Below are 16,408 nucleotides of genomic sequence, written 5' to 3' on the forward strand. Positions count from 1 at the left end.
CGGTGAACCCCCATGAACATCACCCCGATCCTCACGCAACTGCGTGCTCAATGTCCCAGTCTTGCCCAACACATCTCGACCGGCCTTGATCTCGATCTGCTGCAAAGCAACACCACGCTCCAGACCCCGGCGGCATTCGTCACGGTGATCACCGACCTGGCAAGCACCGACGCCTCACAAAACGTCACCCGCCAAACCCTGACCGACCGCCTGGAACTGACCCTGGTACTCGACGCCAGCAATGGCACCCAAGCCTTCGACCAAGTCCACAGTCTGCGCGCCGAACTCTGGCGTGCCCTGGTCGGTTTCAAACCCGACACCTTCTACAACCCCATCGAATACGACGGCGGCGAACTGATCTCGGTCAATGCCAGCCGCCTGCTCTATCGCCTGCATTTCTTCGCCGAGTTCCAGCTGGGGCGCAATCGCTCCACGGACCCGGCCGAAACCTGGCACGAGCGTGAATTGGACGGCTTGCCGTCTTTTACCGGGGTCACGGTGAAGGTCGATGCCATCGACCCCGCCGACCCCAATCTGCACCGCCCAGGCCCCGACGGGCGCCTGGAGCTGACTTTCTCTGGAGACGTAACGCAATGACCCAACGCATCACCGTAGTGCCGGCCCCAGGCCGTGCCGTACCGGACCCGGAAGCCGGCGACCTGCTACCGCTCGAAGGCCGTGAAGTCGCCGACAGCGCCTGGTGGCGCCGTCGTCTGGCTGATGGCGATATCACCCTCAACGCCGTGCAAGCGGCACAACCACAGGATGCCCAATAATGGCTATCGGATTCAGCAACATCCCCGCGGACCTGCGTGTTCCGCTGTTCTACGCCGAAATGGACAACTCGGCGGCCAATAGCGCGTCGTCGGCCCTGCGTGGCCTGATCGTTGCCCAGGTCAATGACAACGTCACCAGCACCGAAGTCGGTAGCCTGGTGCTGGTGTCCAGCCTCGCCCTGGCGAAAAGCATTGGCGGTCAGGGCTCGATGCTCGCCTCGATGTACGACACCTGGCGCAAGACCGATTCGATCGGCGAAATCTGGTGCCTGCCGTTGCAAAGTACCGTGGGCAGCATCGCCAAGGCCGATCTGAAGCTGACGGGTACCGCCACCGAAAGCGGCGTGCTCAACCTGTATGTCGGTGGTGTTCGAGTCCAGGCCACCGTGGTCAACGGGGCGACCGCCGCCCAGGCAGCCACCACCCTGGCGCTGCAAGTCAACGCCGCGACCGACCTGCCGGTGAGCGCTATCGCCACTGACGGCACCGTCAGCCTGAGCTGCAAATGGACCGGTGACAGCGGCAACGACATCAGCCTGCAGTTCAATCGCCTGGGCAAGAGCAATGGCGAGCAGACTCCAGCCGGCCTGACCATCGTTTCCGCAGCAATGGCCGGTGGCACCGGTGTGCCGGACCAGGTTGCGGCACTCGCGGCACTCGGTGACGAGCCGTTCGAGTTCATCTGCCAGCCCTGGTCCGATGTGGTGACCCTGAATGCCTGGCAAGCGGCGATGGACGACAGCGTCGGTCGCTGGTCCTGGTCCAAGCAGCTGTTCGGCCATGTCTACAGCGCCAAGCGCGGTACTGTCGGCACCCTGGTAGCTGCCGGTCAAACCCGTAATGACCAGCACATGACCATCCTGTCCATGGAGCCGGGTGTGCCGCAACCGTTCTGGGTCCAGGCCGCTGCCTTGGCTGCGCGGACTTCGGTGTTCATCTCCGCCGATGCCAGCCGTCCGACTCAGAGCGGTAGCCTGGCAGGCATCGATCCGGCCGTGGCCAGCGAGCGCTTCACCCTGACCGAGCGTCAGTCGCTGCTCAGCTACGGTCTGGCTACTGCCTACTACGAAGGCGGTTATGTACGCATCCAGCGTGCGATCACCACCTACCAGAAAAACGCTTACGGTCAGGCCGACAACTCCTACCTGGACAGCGAGACCATGCACCAGTCGGCCTTTATCGTGCGCCGCCTGCAAAGCGTGATCACCAGCAAGTACGGTCGCCACAAGCTGGCGGACGACGGCACCCGTTTCGGCGCCGGCCAGCCGATCATCACCCCGAGCACCATCCGCGGTGAGCTGATCGCCCAGTACGCCAAGCTCGAACTGGAAGGCCACGTGGAGAACGCCGAGATGTTCGCCGAACACCTGGTCGTCGAGCGTGACAGCCAGGATCCGAGCCGGGTCAACGTGCTGTTCCCGCCGGACTACATCAACGGCCTGCGTGTGTTCGCGCTGCTCAACCAGTTCCGCCTGCAGTACGACGCGGCGGCCTGATCGCCTGCCCACACTGCGTAACCCCAGCCCGCTCGATGCGGGCTTTTTATTGCAAGGAGATACACCATGGGTCAACTGATTGCGGGCACCTGCTACGTCAAAGTGGACGGCGCTCAACTGACTATCAATGGCGGCTGTGAAGCCCCGCTGATGTTCGTCAAACGGGAAACGGTCGTGCCGGGTTTCTACAAGGAAACCGACGTCGCCCCCACTTTCGCGGTCACCGCGCTGTACACGCCGGACTTCCCGCTCAAGCAACTGGTCGCCGGTGTTGATATGACCGTCACCTGCGAATTCAGCAACGGCAAGGTCTACGTGCTGGCCGGTGCCTATCTGACCGACACCCCGTCTGCCAAGGGTGATGACGCGACCATCGCGCTGAAATTCGAAGGCATCAAGGGGACCTGGCAATGACTGATCCAGTGAAGCTGCAGGTGCCCATCGAGGCCCACGGCGAGCCATTGACCGAACTCACCCTGCGTCGTCCGACGGTGCAGGAAGTGCGGGCGATCAAGGCGTTGCCGTACAAGATCGACAAGGGCGAAGACGTCAGCCTCGACATGGATGTCGCGGCCAAGTACATCGCGGTCTGCGCCGGCATCCCGCCGTCGTCGGTCAACCAGCTGGACCTGTCCGACCTCAACACCTTGAGCTGGGCGGTGGCGGGTTTTTTCATGAGTGCGGCATCGCAGCCATCGGCGAGCTGATTGCGGTCGCCTATGACCTGGCCTGGTTCTGGAAGGTTGACCCCGAACAGATGATGGCCAGGCCACTGGATGTGCTCCGGGAATCCCTGGAGCACGCGCAACGGATCAATGCGATGCAGCAGGTGCAGTGATGGCTACGACAAATAACGCGCTCACGGCGATCAATACCCAGACCGTTGTGAACATGGCCGTTGTCGTGAACGGCGTCCAGAAGATGGACGATGACATGGCAAAGGTCACCACAAAAGTCGGGAGTTTCAAAAAGAGCCTGGAGGATAGCGGCCTGGGCAAACTGGACATCTCCGCTGTGCTCAAGGGCGGTGGTTTGGCGGAGCATTTTGTCGCGGGGGTCCAGGCGGCGATCAAGGAAGAAAACAAGCTGGCCGAAGCCCGAAAAGGGGCTGAGGGCCCTGAGTTGCCGGATGCGAAGTTGGGGGATACGGCGAAAAATCTGGCGAAGTTGAGTGAGGCGGTCGACAGCATTTCGGTGAAGTTCGGCCAGGCACTGTTGCCCGTAGTGAACTCCGTAGTGACGGCGCTGGTACCGCTGGTGAGTACCGTCGCCGAGTTCGTGGCGGCCAATCCGAATCTGGTTCAGGGCCTGGCAGCGGGGGCGTTGGCGTTTACCGTCATGCGGGGAGCGGTGACCGGTGTAATGGGCGCGATGGAGTTGCTCAAAGTCGGTTTCCTGTCTTCTCCTATTGGTCTGGTTGCGCTGGGCATCGCCGTTGTGGCGGGGATTATCATTGCTTACTGGGAACCGATCTCAGGCTTCTTCAAGGGGCTTTGGGACGGCATCAAGAGCATGGCGGCCACCTTCATGACGGGGCTGCAGGCAGTGCTCGACTGGTCACCGATGCCGATTATTACGGCGGGTTGGGAGACCATCAGCGTATTTTTTGCCAGCCTCTGGGACTCGATCACGACGGCAGCCGTTTCGGTGTTCGACTTCTTCAAGGAGCTGTTTTCCTGGACACCGGTGGGTCTGGTCATGGACAACTGGGTACCGCTGACGGGGCTCTTCGATTCGATCTGGCGATTGCTCAAAGCTTTGGCCGTGCCCGTAATGGCCTTTCTCAAAAGCGTGTTCGACTGGTCGCCGCTGGGGCGGGTCGTCAATAACTGGGGGGCGATCAGCGCCTTTTTTGAACAGCTCTGGGATTCGATCAAGATCGCCAGCGCATCGCTGGTGGGTTTTCTCAAATCCCTGTTCGACTGGTCGCCGCTACAAATGATCCGCAGTGGTTGGGAGGCGGTCAGCGCTTTTTTCGAACAGCTCTGGGACAGGATCAAAATCGCCAGCGCACCGCTGGTGGGCTTTCTCAAAAGCGTGTTCGACTGGTCGCCATTGGGGCTGATCGTCAACAACTGGGGAGCGATCAGCGCCTTTTTCGAACAGCTCTGGGACACGATCAAAATCGTCAGCGCACCGGCGGTGGACTTTCTCAAGGAGGTGTTCGACTGGTCGCCGTCGGGGCTGGTCATCAATAACTGGGGGGCCATCAGCGCATTTTTCGAAGGCGTCTGGAACTCGATCAAAACGGTGACCGCACCGGTGGTGGATTTTCTCAAGAGCGTGTTCGAGTGGTCCCCCATTGAGCAGATTGTCGCTATCTGGGGCCCCATCAGCAAGGTCTTTTCGGACTTGTGGGATGTCCTGCGAAGCCTGGCGGTCCCGGTCATGGACTTTTTCCAGACGATGTTCGACTGGTCACCACTGGCGATGGTCATCAGGAACTGGGATCCGATTGTTGCCTGGTTCGCGGGCTGGTGGAGCAAGTTGCAGACCTTTATCACACCGATCAAGGAATTGTTCAGTGGTGGTTTCGGTGAGTTTGTCGCCAAGGTCACCGGTAAGGTCGATGGTCTGGCGCAGCAACAGGAGGCCGCGAATGCCAAGGCGGCCAGTGGCGGCGGTTCTTCTTTCTGGAATTGGGGCGACTCGTCGAGCAGCTCTGACTCCGGCCTGACGAGCAACTCCAGCAACCTTGTCCAGCAAACCGCCGCCAACAACCGCACGCAACTCGAAGGCGGCTTGACCGTGAACTTCAAAGATGCGCCAGCGGGCTTGCGCGTCGATCAAGCGCAAACCAATCAACCGGGCCTGGACCTGACGCCTCGCGTCGGCTACCGCTCGCTTTCCTACGGAGGTGCCTATGGCAACTAACTGGCGTGATCGTTTGTTGCCGGCGTCGTTTCGCGGCGTACCATTCTGGGTCGACCAGGCAAAAAACCCGGTCGGCCAGAAAGGCCAGTTGCATGAATACCCGCAGCGCGACCGGTCGTTTTTTGAAGGTCTCGGCCAGCAGTCGAAGATCTATGACCTGACGGCTTTTATCGTTGGCGCCGATTGCCTTGATAAGCGCGACGCGCTGCTCAAGGCATTGGAGGAGGGCAGCGGCGAACTGGTTCACCCGTGGCAGGGGCGGATGCAGGTCAAGGTCGGCGAATGCGAGATGACCCAGACCCGCCAGGATGGCGGGTTGGTGACCTTCAGCCTGAAGTTTTATCCAGACGAGCCGCTGCCGTTCCCCAAGGCAGTCGTCAATACCCAGAAGCAATTGCAGGTGGCGTCGGACAAATTGCTCGACACTTCGGTGATACGTTTCGATGGGGCGATGTCGCAGATCAACAAGGCGCGGATCAGCCTGGAAAACCTGCGCCAGGGGATCGACACGGCGTATCACGTGGTTGAACAGGAGTTGCAGCCGCTGATCAACACGTACGCAAACATCTATGCCATGGTTCGCACGGTCAAGGAGTTTCCTCAGCAAGTGAGTGCCGCAGTCAAAGGGGTGCTAGGCCAATTCAATGGGTTGGTGGGCGAAGTCAAGAGTGTTGTGGGTGAAGTCCGGGGCTTGAAAGACTATGCCCTCAAGGGCTATCACGGAATGCTGGCCGACCTCTCGAAACAGGTCGAGGACGCCAAGTCCCTCGACGCCTCCAAACTGACTATTGGCAAGGACACCGCCGCGGCCTCACAGGCTACGGTGAACCTGATCCAGGATGCGTTGCTGGTACAGATCTCCCAGTTTGTATCAATGATTCCGGTCGCGACGCCGGCGGTGAAACTGACGAGCACACCGTCGCTGGCCCAACAAGCCCAGCAGCCGGTGCAACGTGCCGATGTGCCAGTGGTCGACGATGTGCTGGCGCTGCGCGACGGCCTCAACGATGTGATCTGGCAGGCGGCGCTCAAGGCTGATGCGGTGCAATACGACGCACTCAGTACGGTACGCCAGGCGCTGACGCAGCATCTCAACGCGGTGGCGTCCAATGGGGTGCGGCTGGTTGACCTGACGCCCAAGAGCACCCAGCCGGCCCTGCTCGTATCTTACGATAAGCTTGGTGATGCCACGCGAGTGGGTGAAGTGGTGCAGCGCAACCGGATTCCGCACCCCGGTTTCATACCGCCGACGCCGTTGCAGATCTCCCAGGAGTAAGCCATGACCGACATCGACAATGCCGTCGTCCTGTTGGTCGACGGCCTGAGTTATGAGGGCTGGAAGACCATCGAGATCAGTGCTGACCTCGAGCGTCAATTCCGTACCTTCAAGCTCGGTATCACCTGGAAATGGCCCGGGCAGACCCAGGCCCTGCCGATCAAGGCCGGTGCCCGCTGTTCGGTCATGATCGGCTGCGATCAGGTCCTGACCGGTTACGTGTTCAAGGCCCCCATCAGCTATGACGGCAATCAGATCAGCCTGACGGTCGAGGGCAGTTCGCTGACCCAGGACCTGGTGGATTGCGCGGCCGTCAACCAGCCGAGCCAATGGCGTGAACAGAGCCTGCTGAAGATCGTCGAGGCACTGGCCAAACCCTACAAGATCAATGTGCGCAGCGAGATCCCGGAAACCACCAAACTGCAAACCCACAGCATCGTGCCGGGTGAGACGGTGTTCAAGTCCATCGATCGGTTGCTGACCTTGTATCGGGTGTTCTCCACCGACGACGCGGCCGGCAACCTGGTACTCGCCAAACCCGGAAGTGCCGGGCGGGCGACGGATGCACTGGAGCTGGGCAAGAATATTCTTTCGGCCAATACGGCGAGGGACTACAGCGCGGTGTTCTCCGAGTACCGGGTGATCGGCCAGCACAAGGGCAGCGACCAGAGCAGCGGCAGTGCAGTGAGCGAAGTCTCCGGGGTGTCCAGCGAGACCAGTCCGGATCGCAAGCGCGTCACGGTGATCAGTGAAAGCGCGCAGCTTACTCCGGTGCTGGCCCAGCAACGGGCTGACTGGGAGCGGGCGACACGCCGCGCCAGGGCCCTGACGACCACCTACACCGTGCAGGGCTGGCGACAGTCCAACGGTGATCTGTGGCGACACAACCTGACCGTGCGGGTGAAGGATCCAGTGCTGGATGTGGACCAGGACATGCTCATCTCCAAGGTGACTTATTCGTTGTCTGCGCAGGGCTCGATCACCACCCTGGTCGTGGCGCCACCGCAGGTCTTCGATGCCACACCGGCACCTGCCAAGGCCAAGTAGCCCGCCTCATCTGTTGCGTCTGTTCTGCCGCTATCGCCAGCCAGCTGGCCCCTGCAGTGTTCGTGTCCAACCCGCATTTTGCATACGACCCAAAACCTGCAGGAGTCAGCTGGCTGGCGATAGCGGCCTCCCTGACACACCGCTCGCCCAAGGAACACACCATGAGCCTACTGACACGCCTACTGGCGCGCGGCACTGTCGTGCTCGCCAACTCGGCCAACAAACTGCAATCGCTGCAAATGCGCCTGACCGCCGGTGAAGTGAACGACGACATGGAGCACTTCGAACCCTACGGCTTCACCAGCAACCCGCTGGCCGGCGCTGAAGGCATCGCCACCTTTCTCGGCGGCGACCGTTCCCACGCGATCGTCCTGGTGGTCGCCGACCGCCGCTACCGCCTGCAGAACCTCGCCCCCGGCGAAATCGCCCTCTACACCGATGAAGGCGACAAGATCCACTTTCAGCGCGGCCGGATCATTGATATCGAAACCGGCACCCTGAATATCCGTGCCACTACTGCGGTGAACATCGACAGCCCGAGCCTGACCCAGACCGGCAAGATCGTCTCCCAGGGTGACCAGATCGCTGGTGGCATCAGCCAGATGAAGCATGTGCACGGCGGCATCCAGCCGGGTAACGGCCAGACCGGCGCGCCGACGGGAGGTGCCTGATGTTCGTTTCCAACGACCTCAAGACGGCGCTGACCCGTTCAGTGCTGATCAGCCTGTTTAGCTGGCGCCGCGCCAACACCGATGACCCGATCGATGACGACGAGCGTTTCGGTTGGTGGGGTGACAGTTTTCCCTCGGTGACCGATGACCGTATCGGCTCGCGGCTGTGGCTGTTGCGGCGGGTCAAGCTCACCGCGCAGACCCAGCTCGACGCCGAATTCTATGCCCGGGAAGCCTTGCAATGGCTGCTCGACGACGGCCATTGCAGCGCCATCGACATTCAAACCGAACGGCTCGACGCCCAGCGACTGAACCTGCGTACGGTTCTGACCCTGGCCAGCGGCGAGCGCCTGGACATCAACCCGAACCATAGTTGGCAGGTGACTTATGCCGTTTGAAACCCCTTCGCTACCGGTGTTGATCAATCGCACCCAAGGCGACCTGGCCGGCGATTCGCTGCGCCAGTCCGATGCACAGGTCCTGGCCCGCACCCTGAGTGGCGCGGCCTTCGGCCTCTACGGCTACCTCGACTGGATCGCCGATCAGATCCTGCCCGACACCGCCGATGACACCACCCTGGAACGTATTGCCACATTGCGTTTGCGTCAACCCCGCAAGGCGGCGCAAGCGGCTATCGGCAGTGTCAGCTTTACCGCTGCGGCAGGGGCAGTGCTTGATGCCGGGACCTTGCTGCAGACCAGTGACGGACGCAGTTACACCGTGACGGTTGGCGGCACCACCAGCGGTGGGACCAATACCGCGCAGATCCAGGCGCTGGATGCCGGCAGCCTGGGCAATGGTGATACCGGCCTGACGCTGTTTCCGGTGCAGCCGGTGCAAGGTATCGGCAATACCTTCACGGTGCTGGATCCGGGCTTGAGCGGTGGTGTCGCGGCGGAAAGTACCGAATCGTTGCGGGCTCGGGTGATCAGTTCCTATCGCATTATTCCCAACGGCGGTTCGGCGGCTGACTACGAAACCTGGGCACTGGAATGCCCGGGGATTACCCGGGCCTGGTGTCGCGGCAGCTACCTGGGGCCGGGCACCGTCGGCTTGTTCGTGATGCGTGACGATGATCCTGTGCCGTTGCCGGATGACGATCAACTGGCATTGGTCCAGGCCTATATCGACCCGCTGCGCCCGGTGACCGCCGAGTTGCATGTATTGGCGCCGGTGCTGGTCCCGGTGACCTACACCTTGCGCCTGATCCCGGATACCACCGCCATCCGCGCCGCCGTCGTGGCCGAGTTGCAGGACCTGCATGATCGTGAGGGCGGCCTGGGTGAAACCTTGCTGCTGACTCATATCGCCGAGTCCATCAGCAGTGCCAGCGGCGAGCAGGATCACCTGCTGGTCTCTCCATCCGCCGATGTGCCAGCCGCCACCAATCAGTTGCTGACCTTCGGGGGGTGTGTATGGCTGCAGTAAGAACGGCTGAGCAATACCAGGAGCAACTGCGCAGTTTGATGCCGGCCGGTCCCGCCTGGGACCCGGAGCAGGTGCCGGAGATCCAGCAGGTGCTGCTGGGGATTGCCCAGGAGCTGGCACGGGTTGATGCCCGGGCCGTGGACCTGATCAACGAAGTTGACCCGGTGACGGTCAGTGAGCTGGTGCCGGATTGGGAGCGGGTTATGAACCTGCCCGATCCGTGCCTGGGGCCGACGCCCTTGTTCGACGACCGTCGGGTGGCGGTGCGTCGGCGATTGCTGGCGGTGGGTGACCAGAGCATCGGTTACTTCATCGATATCGCCCGCAGCCAGGGGTATCCGAATGCCAGTGTTACCGAGCTACAGACCCCGCGCATGGGGCGGGCTCGGTTCGGCAAGGCGCGCTTCGGCACCTGGCAGGCGCAGTTCATGTGGACACTCAATACCGGTGGCCGATTGCTGCTGGGCCGGCGTTTCGGCGCGAGTTACTGGGGCGAGCGTTTTGGTGCCAACCCCGGTAGCGCCTTGGAATGTCTGATACATCGCAGTGCCCCGGCTCATACGCTGGTGCATATCAATTATGACTAGAGGGTAGAGACGTGGATTATCCAAAAAGCGTGCCCAGCGTTGGGCTGGTGAATGGAAAGTTTGTTGATGAGAGCCCGGTGAATGGAACACCGGGGTCATTGATTCCTTCCAGTTGGGGGAATGCGGTGACTGACGAAATCTTGTCGGTCATTCGTTCAACCAATGCTGTTCCGACAGAAAGTAATAATGCGCAGCTGACAGATGCCATCGTCAGTATCGCTGATTTGCGAGCCTCTCAAGCGGTTTCAAAAGCAGTATCCCAATCGACTGAAAACGCTTCAGGTGTGGCGAAAATCGCCACGCAGGTTCAGACCAACTTGGGGGTTGATGATACGACTATTGTCACGCCTAAAAAGATGGCTGGCGCAGTGCAGGGCCAGGCGTTGGTTGCTTTCACAACTACTGGCGCTGCGCCCCAGTTCGCTCTGGCTCCTGTGCCAGCGGCCAGTGCATATACGGTGAATCAGCGGTTTCAGGTAAGTTTCAACGCGGCTGGTGGTGCAGCACCAACACTTAATATATCTGGGTTGGGCGTAAAGAACCTAAAGCAATATAATTCTTTCGGGGGGAAGGTCGCGGCAATTATTGTGTCTGGTCAGGTTTCTGACGTCGTTTACGATGGCACTGATTTTGTGGTTCTTGATGCGTTACCAAACTTGACTGGCATAACTTCAGCGCAGTTTGATAACTCCGCAAATCTTGCGACAGCTGCGTTTGTTAATCGTGTTGGGGTTCAGTTTAGTACCATCCGCAGTATTGTATTGTCAGCTACTACCGTCACGCTTACGGCGGCGGACGCGGGCTCTCTTGTGAACGTAACCGGATCCGGTGGCGGAATCTTGGTCTTACCTTTGGCTTCGACGGTGCCCTCAGGTGCAGCGATAACCGTTCGAGCATCAAATACATCGGTGTCTGCAAATACGATTTCTTCCCAAGGTGCTAATACGATATCTGGGTTGCTAGCAGCAGATGCCACTAATCCATTGGTCATGCGTAGTGGTGATTCGGCGGTATTTGTTTCTGATGGGGTGTCAGGGTGGATTGTTTCTGCGGACACTACTTACAATGCGGCAATTGCACAGATGTCGAATTACTTTACGGCTTCGCAGCTTAAAGCGTGGAATGGCTATCAAACGCTGCCCGGTGGCTACATAATTCAAAAAGGTCTGTTGTTGTGTACGTCGGCAAATACATTTTATACATTCACGTTTCCTAAAGCGTTTCCCAGCTCTGCGGGAAGCACTACGATTTTGATCAGTCCTACCAACGGTAGTTTGTCAGGGAGTATTATTGCTTACCCTACTACACCAACGGGCACATCGGTACAGGTGTTGTGCAATACCGGCGGTGCATATATTCAAATACTCGCGATCGGTTACTAATAGGGGTAGATAAATGCTGATGTTTAGCGCGTTTACGGCCGGGTTTTATCCGGCAGATGAGAAGGATATTTATGTTGCGGCTGGCACATGGCCGGTCGATGCGATTGAAATGTCTGAAGCCGAAGTGTCTGAATTCTGGTGTGTGCAAGCCCCTGACGGCAAACTTTTAGGCGCTGACGCTGGAGGGCGCCCCGCATGGGTTGATATCCCTGCACCTTCGGTTGAAGAGCTGACTAGTCGAGCAGTTGCTTTGATGAATCAGTACATTTCCGCAGCGACGGTGGCAATTGCCCCGCTGCAAGATGCTGTGGACCTTGATATTGCGACTGACGCCGATACGGCAAACCTGAAGCTCTGGAAACAGTACCGGGTGGCCATCAACCGTGTATCCGAGCAGCCGGGATACCCCGCGACGATCGGCTGGCCCACGCCGCCGGTCTGATAGCCTTCCCCATGCCGCATTGAGCGGTTTTTTACGCCTCCTGACCCCGGCGTTTTCATTATCTACAACTTGGGCGCGGCGAACCTCGGTTCTTCGACGTTGTTGAAGTTGCTCAATGCCGGCGACTATGTCGGTGCCGCAGCCCAGTTCCCGCGTTGGAGCAAGGCCGGTGGCCAGGTATTGGTCAGGCTCACTGCCCGCCGTGCCGCTGAGCAGCAGATGTTTTTGGGGCATCGTGAGTCTACCGGGTCGGTTCATGCCGGACCTGGTTGCCCTGCTAGTGCTGGCGCCGGTGCTGCTGACGGGCTGTGCAGCCGAGTGCAAGTCCTCCTACGCACCGCCAGTAGCGGCAGCGGCCATTCCGGAACTTGCACCGGCGGCCCGACAGTCACCAATCCCGGCAATCTACTCGTCGTTGTGCTCGACCAATCTGTCCAGCGAAATCGAGAGCTGGCAGCGGTCGCTGATACTGCCCGAGTGAAGGTGCTCGCCTGCGAAGTCCAGTTTGATGCGTTGAAGGCACAATAAGCGAAGGATCGGGAGCAGGTGATGGACTTGCCCGATCCGTGCTTGGGACCGACGCCCTGGTTCGACGATCGCTGTGTAGCGGTGCGTCGGCGATTACTGGCGGAGGGTGACGAGAGCATCGGTCATTTCATCGATATCGCCCGTAGCCAAAGCTATCTGAATGCCGGCGTCACTGAACTGCAAGCCTTGCGCATGGGCTGGTCTCGGTTTGGCAAAGCGTGCTTCGGCTCTTGGCAGGCACAGTTCATGTGGACGCTCAATACCGGTAGCCGATTGCTTTTGGGTCGGCGTTTTGGCGCGAGCTACTGGGGCGAGCGCTTTGGGGTCAATCCTGGCAGCGCCCTGGAATGCCTGATACATCGCACTGCACCGGCGCATACGCTCGTGCACATCAATTATGATTAGAGGATAAAAACGTGGATTACCCAAAAAGCGTGCCCAGCGTTGGGCTGGTGAATGGGAAGTTTGTTGATGAGAGCCCGGTAAATGGAACACCGGGGTCGTTGATTCCCTCCAGTTGGGGGAATGCAGTGACTGACGAAATTTTGTCGGTTATTCGTTCAACCAATGCTGTTCCGGCTGAAAGTAATAATACCCAGCTGACAGATGCTATTGTTAGCATCGCTGATCTGCGAGCCTCTCAAGCGGTTTCAAAAGCAGTAGCCCAAGCGACTGAAAACGCTTCAGGTGTGGCGAAAGTTGCCACGCAGGTTCAGACCAACTCGGGTGTTGATGATACAACTATCGTCACGCCTAAAAAGATGGCTGGCGTAGTACAGGGCCAGGCGCTGGTTGCTTTCACAACGGCTGGCACTGCTCCCCAGTTCACGTTGGCTCCTGTGCCTGCGATCACTGCATATACGGTGAATCAGCGGTTTCAGGTGAAATTTCATTCGAGCGGCGCCGGCTCTGACAAGATGAACATCTCGGGCCTCGGCGCGAAGAGCATCATGCAATACGATACCAGTGGCAACAAAGTTGCGGCGGTTATCCAAAGCCAGCTAACGGATGCTGTGTATGATGGTACTGATATCGTTCTGCTCGATCAATTGCCAAGTGCACTTGGTGCAACTCCCCCACAATTCGACAACTCAAGTAGACTGGCGACCACCGCATTTGTTCAAGGGGTTGGACTTCAGTTTAGCAGTATTGTCGCTCTCACCGCGAATGCAACGCTTACTGCCGCACATGCAGGGGCGTTGATTGTTGGTACTAGCACTACATCAGTAATTGGCGTGAGTTTGCCACTGAGTTCTACTATGCCTGTGAAGAGTGTGATCAGGTTTTGGAACTATGGTAATGCAACGATGACTTTGACCTGTGCCGGATCAGATACTGTTTTAACCCCGTACCTTGGGACAACGCTTTCTGTTCCGACTGGTGCTTCAGTGACATTGGTCAGCGCTAATGGGAATTGGTTTGTTATTGATCTACCTAGTATTGGGCGCTCACAAACATGGCAGAATGTCGCGGCTAGTCGAGTGGCTGGCGCAACTTATGTAAATTTAAGTGGTAATCCAATTATGGTTACGGTCAGTGTTTCGGGGAATCCTTACCAGAATTTTGCTATGTTGGTCAATGGCGTTGCAATGGCGTTAAGTAATTCAGGAGGGCCTGCTTACAGCCAGGTGGGGTGTGTTTCTGTAATTGTTCCGCCTCTTTCTAGTTACTCTGCTAGCGTTAGTACTGGGTCTATTGCTACTTGGTTTGAACTTCGTTAAGGTGATGAAAAAATGAAATATTATATTAATCGTGCAACGGGTGAGATTTTTGCCTTTGAGTCTGACGGCTCGCAAGACTCGTATATCAGTCCTGGGCTTGAGTTGCTCGACGAGAAAGGTTTGGCAGAGGCGCGTGCAGCACAAGAAGCCGCATTGCGTACGCCTGAGGTGGTTTTGCAGGAAGCGAATGCCCAGCGTTCTGCATTGTTGGTGTCCGCTGCGCTGCACATTGCACCCTTGCAATATGCAGTCGATCTGGGTGAAGCGACCGATGCGGAAAGTGCCAGCTTGCCGCTCTGGAAACGCTACTACTTGGCTGTCAACCGTGTGTCCGACCAGGCTGGGTTCCCTGCAACCATCAATTGGCCCACCCAACCGGCCTAACAGCAATTTTCCCAATACCGCCTAGAGCGGTTTTTTTTCGCCTCCTAAACGCCGGCCTTGTGCCGGCGTTTTCATTTCTGGAGTTTGAGCCATGCGCACATCACAAAATGGCGTGAATCTGATCAAGTCTTTCGAAGGTCTTCGTCTGAATGCCTACCAGGATTCGGTCGGGGTGTGGACCATCGGCTACGGCGCCACTCGGAAAGTGTCGGCCGGCATGACCATCACCGCTGGCCAGGCCGAGCAGCTGTTGCAGGATGATATCGCTCGATTCGAGCCCGAACTCAGCAGTTTGGTAAAGGTGCCGCTCAACCAGGGCCAGTGGGATGCCCTGATGAGTTTTATCTACAACCTGGGCGCCGCGAACCTCGGTTCTTCGACGCTGTTGAAGTTGCTCAACGCCGGCGACTACGCCGGTGCCGCCGCCCAGTTCCCGCGTTGGAACAAGGCCGGTGGCCAGGTATTGGCCGGGCTCACTGCTCGCCGGGCCGCTGAGCAGCAGATGTTTTTGGGGGCATCGTGAGTCTACTGGGTCGGCTCGCGCCGTACCTGGTTGCCCTGCTAGTGCTGGGGGCGGTGCTGTTCGGGGCCTATCACCATGGCGAGACACTGGCCAATTCACAGTGGCAGGCGCGCTGGAACAAGCGCGATGCCGATGATCAACAGACCAGGGCCGATGCCGAAGCGCAAGCCCGGGTCCTGGAACAACAACGGCAACAACAAGCCGAGCAGGTGCAGCGCGATGCGACTCAAAGACTGGAACAGGCCCGTACTGATGCTGCTGGCGCCGGTGCTGCTGCTGACGGGCTGCGCAACCGGGTGCAAGTCCTCCTACACGCCGCCAGTAGCGGCAGCGGCCATTCCGGAACTTGCACCGGCGGCCCGACAGTCACCAACCCCGGCAATCTGCTCGCCGTCGTGCTCGACCAATCTGTCCAGCGAAATCGAGAGCTGGCAGCGGTCGCTGATACTGCCCGAGTGAAAGGGCTCGCTTGCGAAGCCCAGTTTGATGCGTTGAAGGCGCGATAAGCGAAGGTGCGTCGATGGCTGTTACAGCCTGTTGCGCTGACATCCTGATGCAACTGTTGGCTTGAAAGCCCGATCCGCTCGTGTAGGGTGTTCCCTTGACTCAAGCATCGGCGACACCGCCCCCTTGTAGGAGCGATGGTCGTCAACGATAACGCGGGGTATCTGACGCCCTGCGGTGTCCCGGCTATTTATCGCGAGCAAGCTCGCTCCTACAAGGGATGCGGGGGACTGGCCGTATCAAGTGGAGAGGAACGTGGACGAAATCACCCGGCTTGCCGTTGAACTCGGCAAACGCTTGCAGACGCTGAAAGCCCAGGTCACCACCGCCGAGTCCTGTACCGGTGGCGGCATCGCCGAGGCCATCACCCGGATTCCCGGCAGTTCGGCCTGGTTCGAAGCCGGTTATGTCACCTATTCCAACCAGCAGAAAACCCGGCAGTTGAATGTGCCCGAGGCTTTGTTCGGCCAGGTCGGCGCTGTCAGCCTCGAAGTGGTCGAGGCCATGGCGCGCGGCGCCCAGGCCAACAGCTCGGCGCATTTCGCCGTGGCGGTCAGCGGCGTGGCCGGGCCGGACGGCGGTTCCGTCGAGAAACCGGTGGGCACGGTGTGGCTGGCCTGGGGCATCGGCGACGAAGTCAGCAGCGAGCGCCGGCACTTCCCCGGTGACCGCGATGCCGTCCGTCGACAAACGGTTCTGGCTGCGCTGGAAGGCCTGTTACGACGGGCGGATGCAGAAATCGCAAATCAGGGGTAGGCGATCCGTCAAC

General features: G+C 59.2%; 20 protein-coding genes and 1 pseudogene. All 21 read left to right on the forward strand.

Translation table 11 applies throughout. The annotated features are described in order from the left end of the window. The first annotated feature begins 12 nt into the window (after positions 1-12). The 21 genes and pseudogenes from HX866_RS02325 (at position 13) to HX866_RS02430 (ending at position 16,395) form a co-directional block, all read left to right on the forward strand. Positions 13-597 (forward strand): phage tail terminator protein, encoded by a 585-nt coding sequence (locus HX866_RS02325; protein WP_177092912.1) that lies wholly within the window; start codon positions 13-15, stop codon positions 595-597. Beyond that, positions 594-776, forward strand: a complete 183-nt coding sequence (locus HX866_RS02330) for a DUF2635 domain-containing protein (protein ID WP_040064837.1) — start codon at positions 594-596, stop codon at positions 774-776. Before HX866_RS02325 ends, HX866_RS02330 begins: the two co-directional genes overlap by 4 nt. Continuing rightward, on the forward strand, positions 776-2,272 hold the full coding sequence (locus HX866_RS02335; RefSeq protein ID WP_177092911.1) for a phage tail sheath subtilisin-like domain-containing protein: 1,497 nt from the start codon (positions 776-778) through the stop codon (positions 2,270-2,272). Before HX866_RS02330 ends, HX866_RS02335 begins: the two co-directional genes overlap by 1 nt. A 66-nt stretch (positions 2,273-2,338) precedes the next feature. Next, positions 2,339-2,686 carry a phage tail tube protein gene (locus HX866_RS02340; RefSeq protein ID WP_177092910.1) on the forward strand — a complete coding sequence of 116 codons (348 nt, stop codon included), beginning with the start codon at positions 2,339-2,341 and terminating at the stop codon, positions 2,684-2,686. Beyond that, entirely contained in the window at positions 2,683-2,979 is a 297-nt protein-coding gene (locus tag HX866_RS02345; protein WP_177092909.1) for a phage tail assembly protein, read from the forward strand. Before HX866_RS02340 ends, HX866_RS02345 begins: the two co-directional genes overlap by 4 nt. A gap of 130 nt (positions 2,980-3,109) precedes the next feature. Beyond that, positions 3,110-5,146 carry a phage tail protein gene (locus HX866_RS02350; RefSeq protein ID WP_177092908.1) on the forward strand — a complete coding sequence of 679 codons (2,037 nt, stop codon included), beginning with the start codon at positions 3,110-3,112 and terminating at the stop codon, positions 5,144-5,146. After that, a complete protein-coding gene (locus tag HX866_RS02355) occupies positions 5,136-6,422 on the forward strand; it encodes a DNA circularization protein (protein WP_177092907.1) in 1,287 nt (428 codons plus the stop codon). Before HX866_RS02350 ends, HX866_RS02355 begins: the two co-directional genes overlap by 11 nt. Positions 6,423-6,425: 3 nt before the next feature. After that, the gene (locus tag HX866_RS02360) at positions 6,426-7,469 is read left to right on the forward strand and encodes a phage baseplate assembly protein (protein ID WP_177092906.1); all 1,044 of its coding nucleotides are present in this window, start codon (positions 6,426-6,428) and stop codon (positions 7,467-7,469) included. Positions 7,470-7,630: 161 nt separating this feature from the next. Further along, positions 7,631-8,140, forward strand: coding sequence for a phage baseplate assembly protein V (locus HX866_RS02365; protein WP_177092905.1), 510 nt, complete (start codon positions 7,631-7,633; stop codon positions 8,138-8,140). Next, positions 8,140-8,538, forward strand: coding sequence for a phage GP46 family protein (locus HX866_RS02370; RefSeq protein WP_177092904.1), 399 nt, complete (start codon positions 8,140-8,142; stop codon positions 8,536-8,538). Before HX866_RS02365 ends, HX866_RS02370 begins: the two co-directional genes overlap by 1 nt. Further along, positions 8,528-9,568, forward strand: coding sequence for a baseplate J/gp47 family protein (locus tag HX866_RS02375; RefSeq protein WP_177092903.1), 1,041 nt, complete (start codon positions 8,528-8,530; stop codon positions 9,566-9,568). Before HX866_RS02370 ends, HX866_RS02375 begins: the two co-directional genes overlap by 11 nt. Continuing rightward, positions 9,556-10,155, forward strand: coding sequence for a YmfQ family protein (locus HX866_RS02380; protein ID WP_177092902.1), 600 nt, complete (start codon positions 9,556-9,558; stop codon positions 10,153-10,155). Before HX866_RS02375 ends, HX866_RS02380 begins: the two co-directional genes overlap by 13 nt. A gap of 11 nt (positions 10,156-10,166) precedes the next feature. Beyond that, complete coding sequence (locus HX866_RS02385) at positions 10,167-11,537, forward strand: gp53-like domain-containing protein (RefSeq protein WP_177092901.1); 1,371 nt, start codon at positions 10,167-10,169, stop codon at positions 11,535-11,537. Between the two features lie 13 nt (positions 11,538-11,550). Next, positions 11,551-11,979, forward strand: a complete 429-nt coding sequence (locus tag HX866_RS02390; RefSeq protein ID WP_177092900.1) for a tail fiber assembly protein — start codon at positions 11,551-11,553, stop codon at positions 11,977-11,979. Positions 11,980-12,048: 69 nt separating this feature from the next. Next, positions 12,049-12,507 carry a DUF2514 family protein gene (locus tag HX866_RS34040; RefSeq protein ID WP_218179613.1) on the forward strand — a complete coding sequence of 153 codons (459 nt, stop codon included), beginning with the start codon at positions 12,049-12,051 and terminating at the stop codon, positions 12,505-12,507. A gap of 6 nt (positions 12,508-12,513) precedes the next feature. Continuing rightward, positions 12,514-12,912, forward strand: a pseudogene (locus tag HX866_RS02405) (phage tail protein); the annotation flags it as partial. Between the two features lie 11 nt (positions 12,913-12,923). Then, complete coding sequence (locus HX866_RS34045) at positions 12,924-14,228, forward strand: hypothetical protein (RefSeq protein ID WP_218179636.1); 1,305 nt, start codon at positions 12,924-12,926, stop codon at positions 14,226-14,228. A gap of 12 nt (positions 14,229-14,240) precedes the next feature. Next, on the forward strand, positions 14,241-14,612 hold the full coding sequence (locus tag HX866_RS02415) for a tail fiber assembly protein (protein ID WP_177137900.1): 372 nt from the start codon (positions 14,241-14,243) through the stop codon (positions 14,610-14,612). A 91-nt stretch (positions 14,613-14,703) separates the two neighbouring features. Further along, complete coding sequence (locus HX866_RS02420) at positions 14,704-15,135, forward strand: lysozyme (RefSeq protein WP_177137902.1); 432 nt, start codon at positions 14,704-14,706, stop codon at positions 15,133-15,135. Further along, positions 15,132-15,641 carry a DUF2514 family protein gene (locus HX866_RS02425; protein WP_177092896.1) on the forward strand — a complete coding sequence of 170 codons (510 nt, stop codon included), beginning with the start codon at positions 15,132-15,134 and terminating at the stop codon, positions 15,639-15,641. Before HX866_RS02420 ends, HX866_RS02425 begins: the two co-directional genes overlap by 4 nt. 253 nt (positions 15,642-15,894) lie before the next feature. After that, a complete protein-coding gene (locus HX866_RS02430) occupies positions 15,895-16,395 on the forward strand; it encodes a CinA family protein (protein ID WP_177092895.1) in 501 nt (166 codons plus the stop codon). The last annotated feature ends 13 nt before the right edge of the window (positions 16,396-16,408 follow it).

This window comes from Pseudomonas gingeri (assembly GCF_013386165.1).
GTDB classification, from domain to species: domain Bacteria; phylum Pseudomonadota; class Gammaproteobacteria; order Pseudomonadales; family Pseudomonadaceae; genus Aquipseudomonas; species Aquipseudomonas gingeri_C.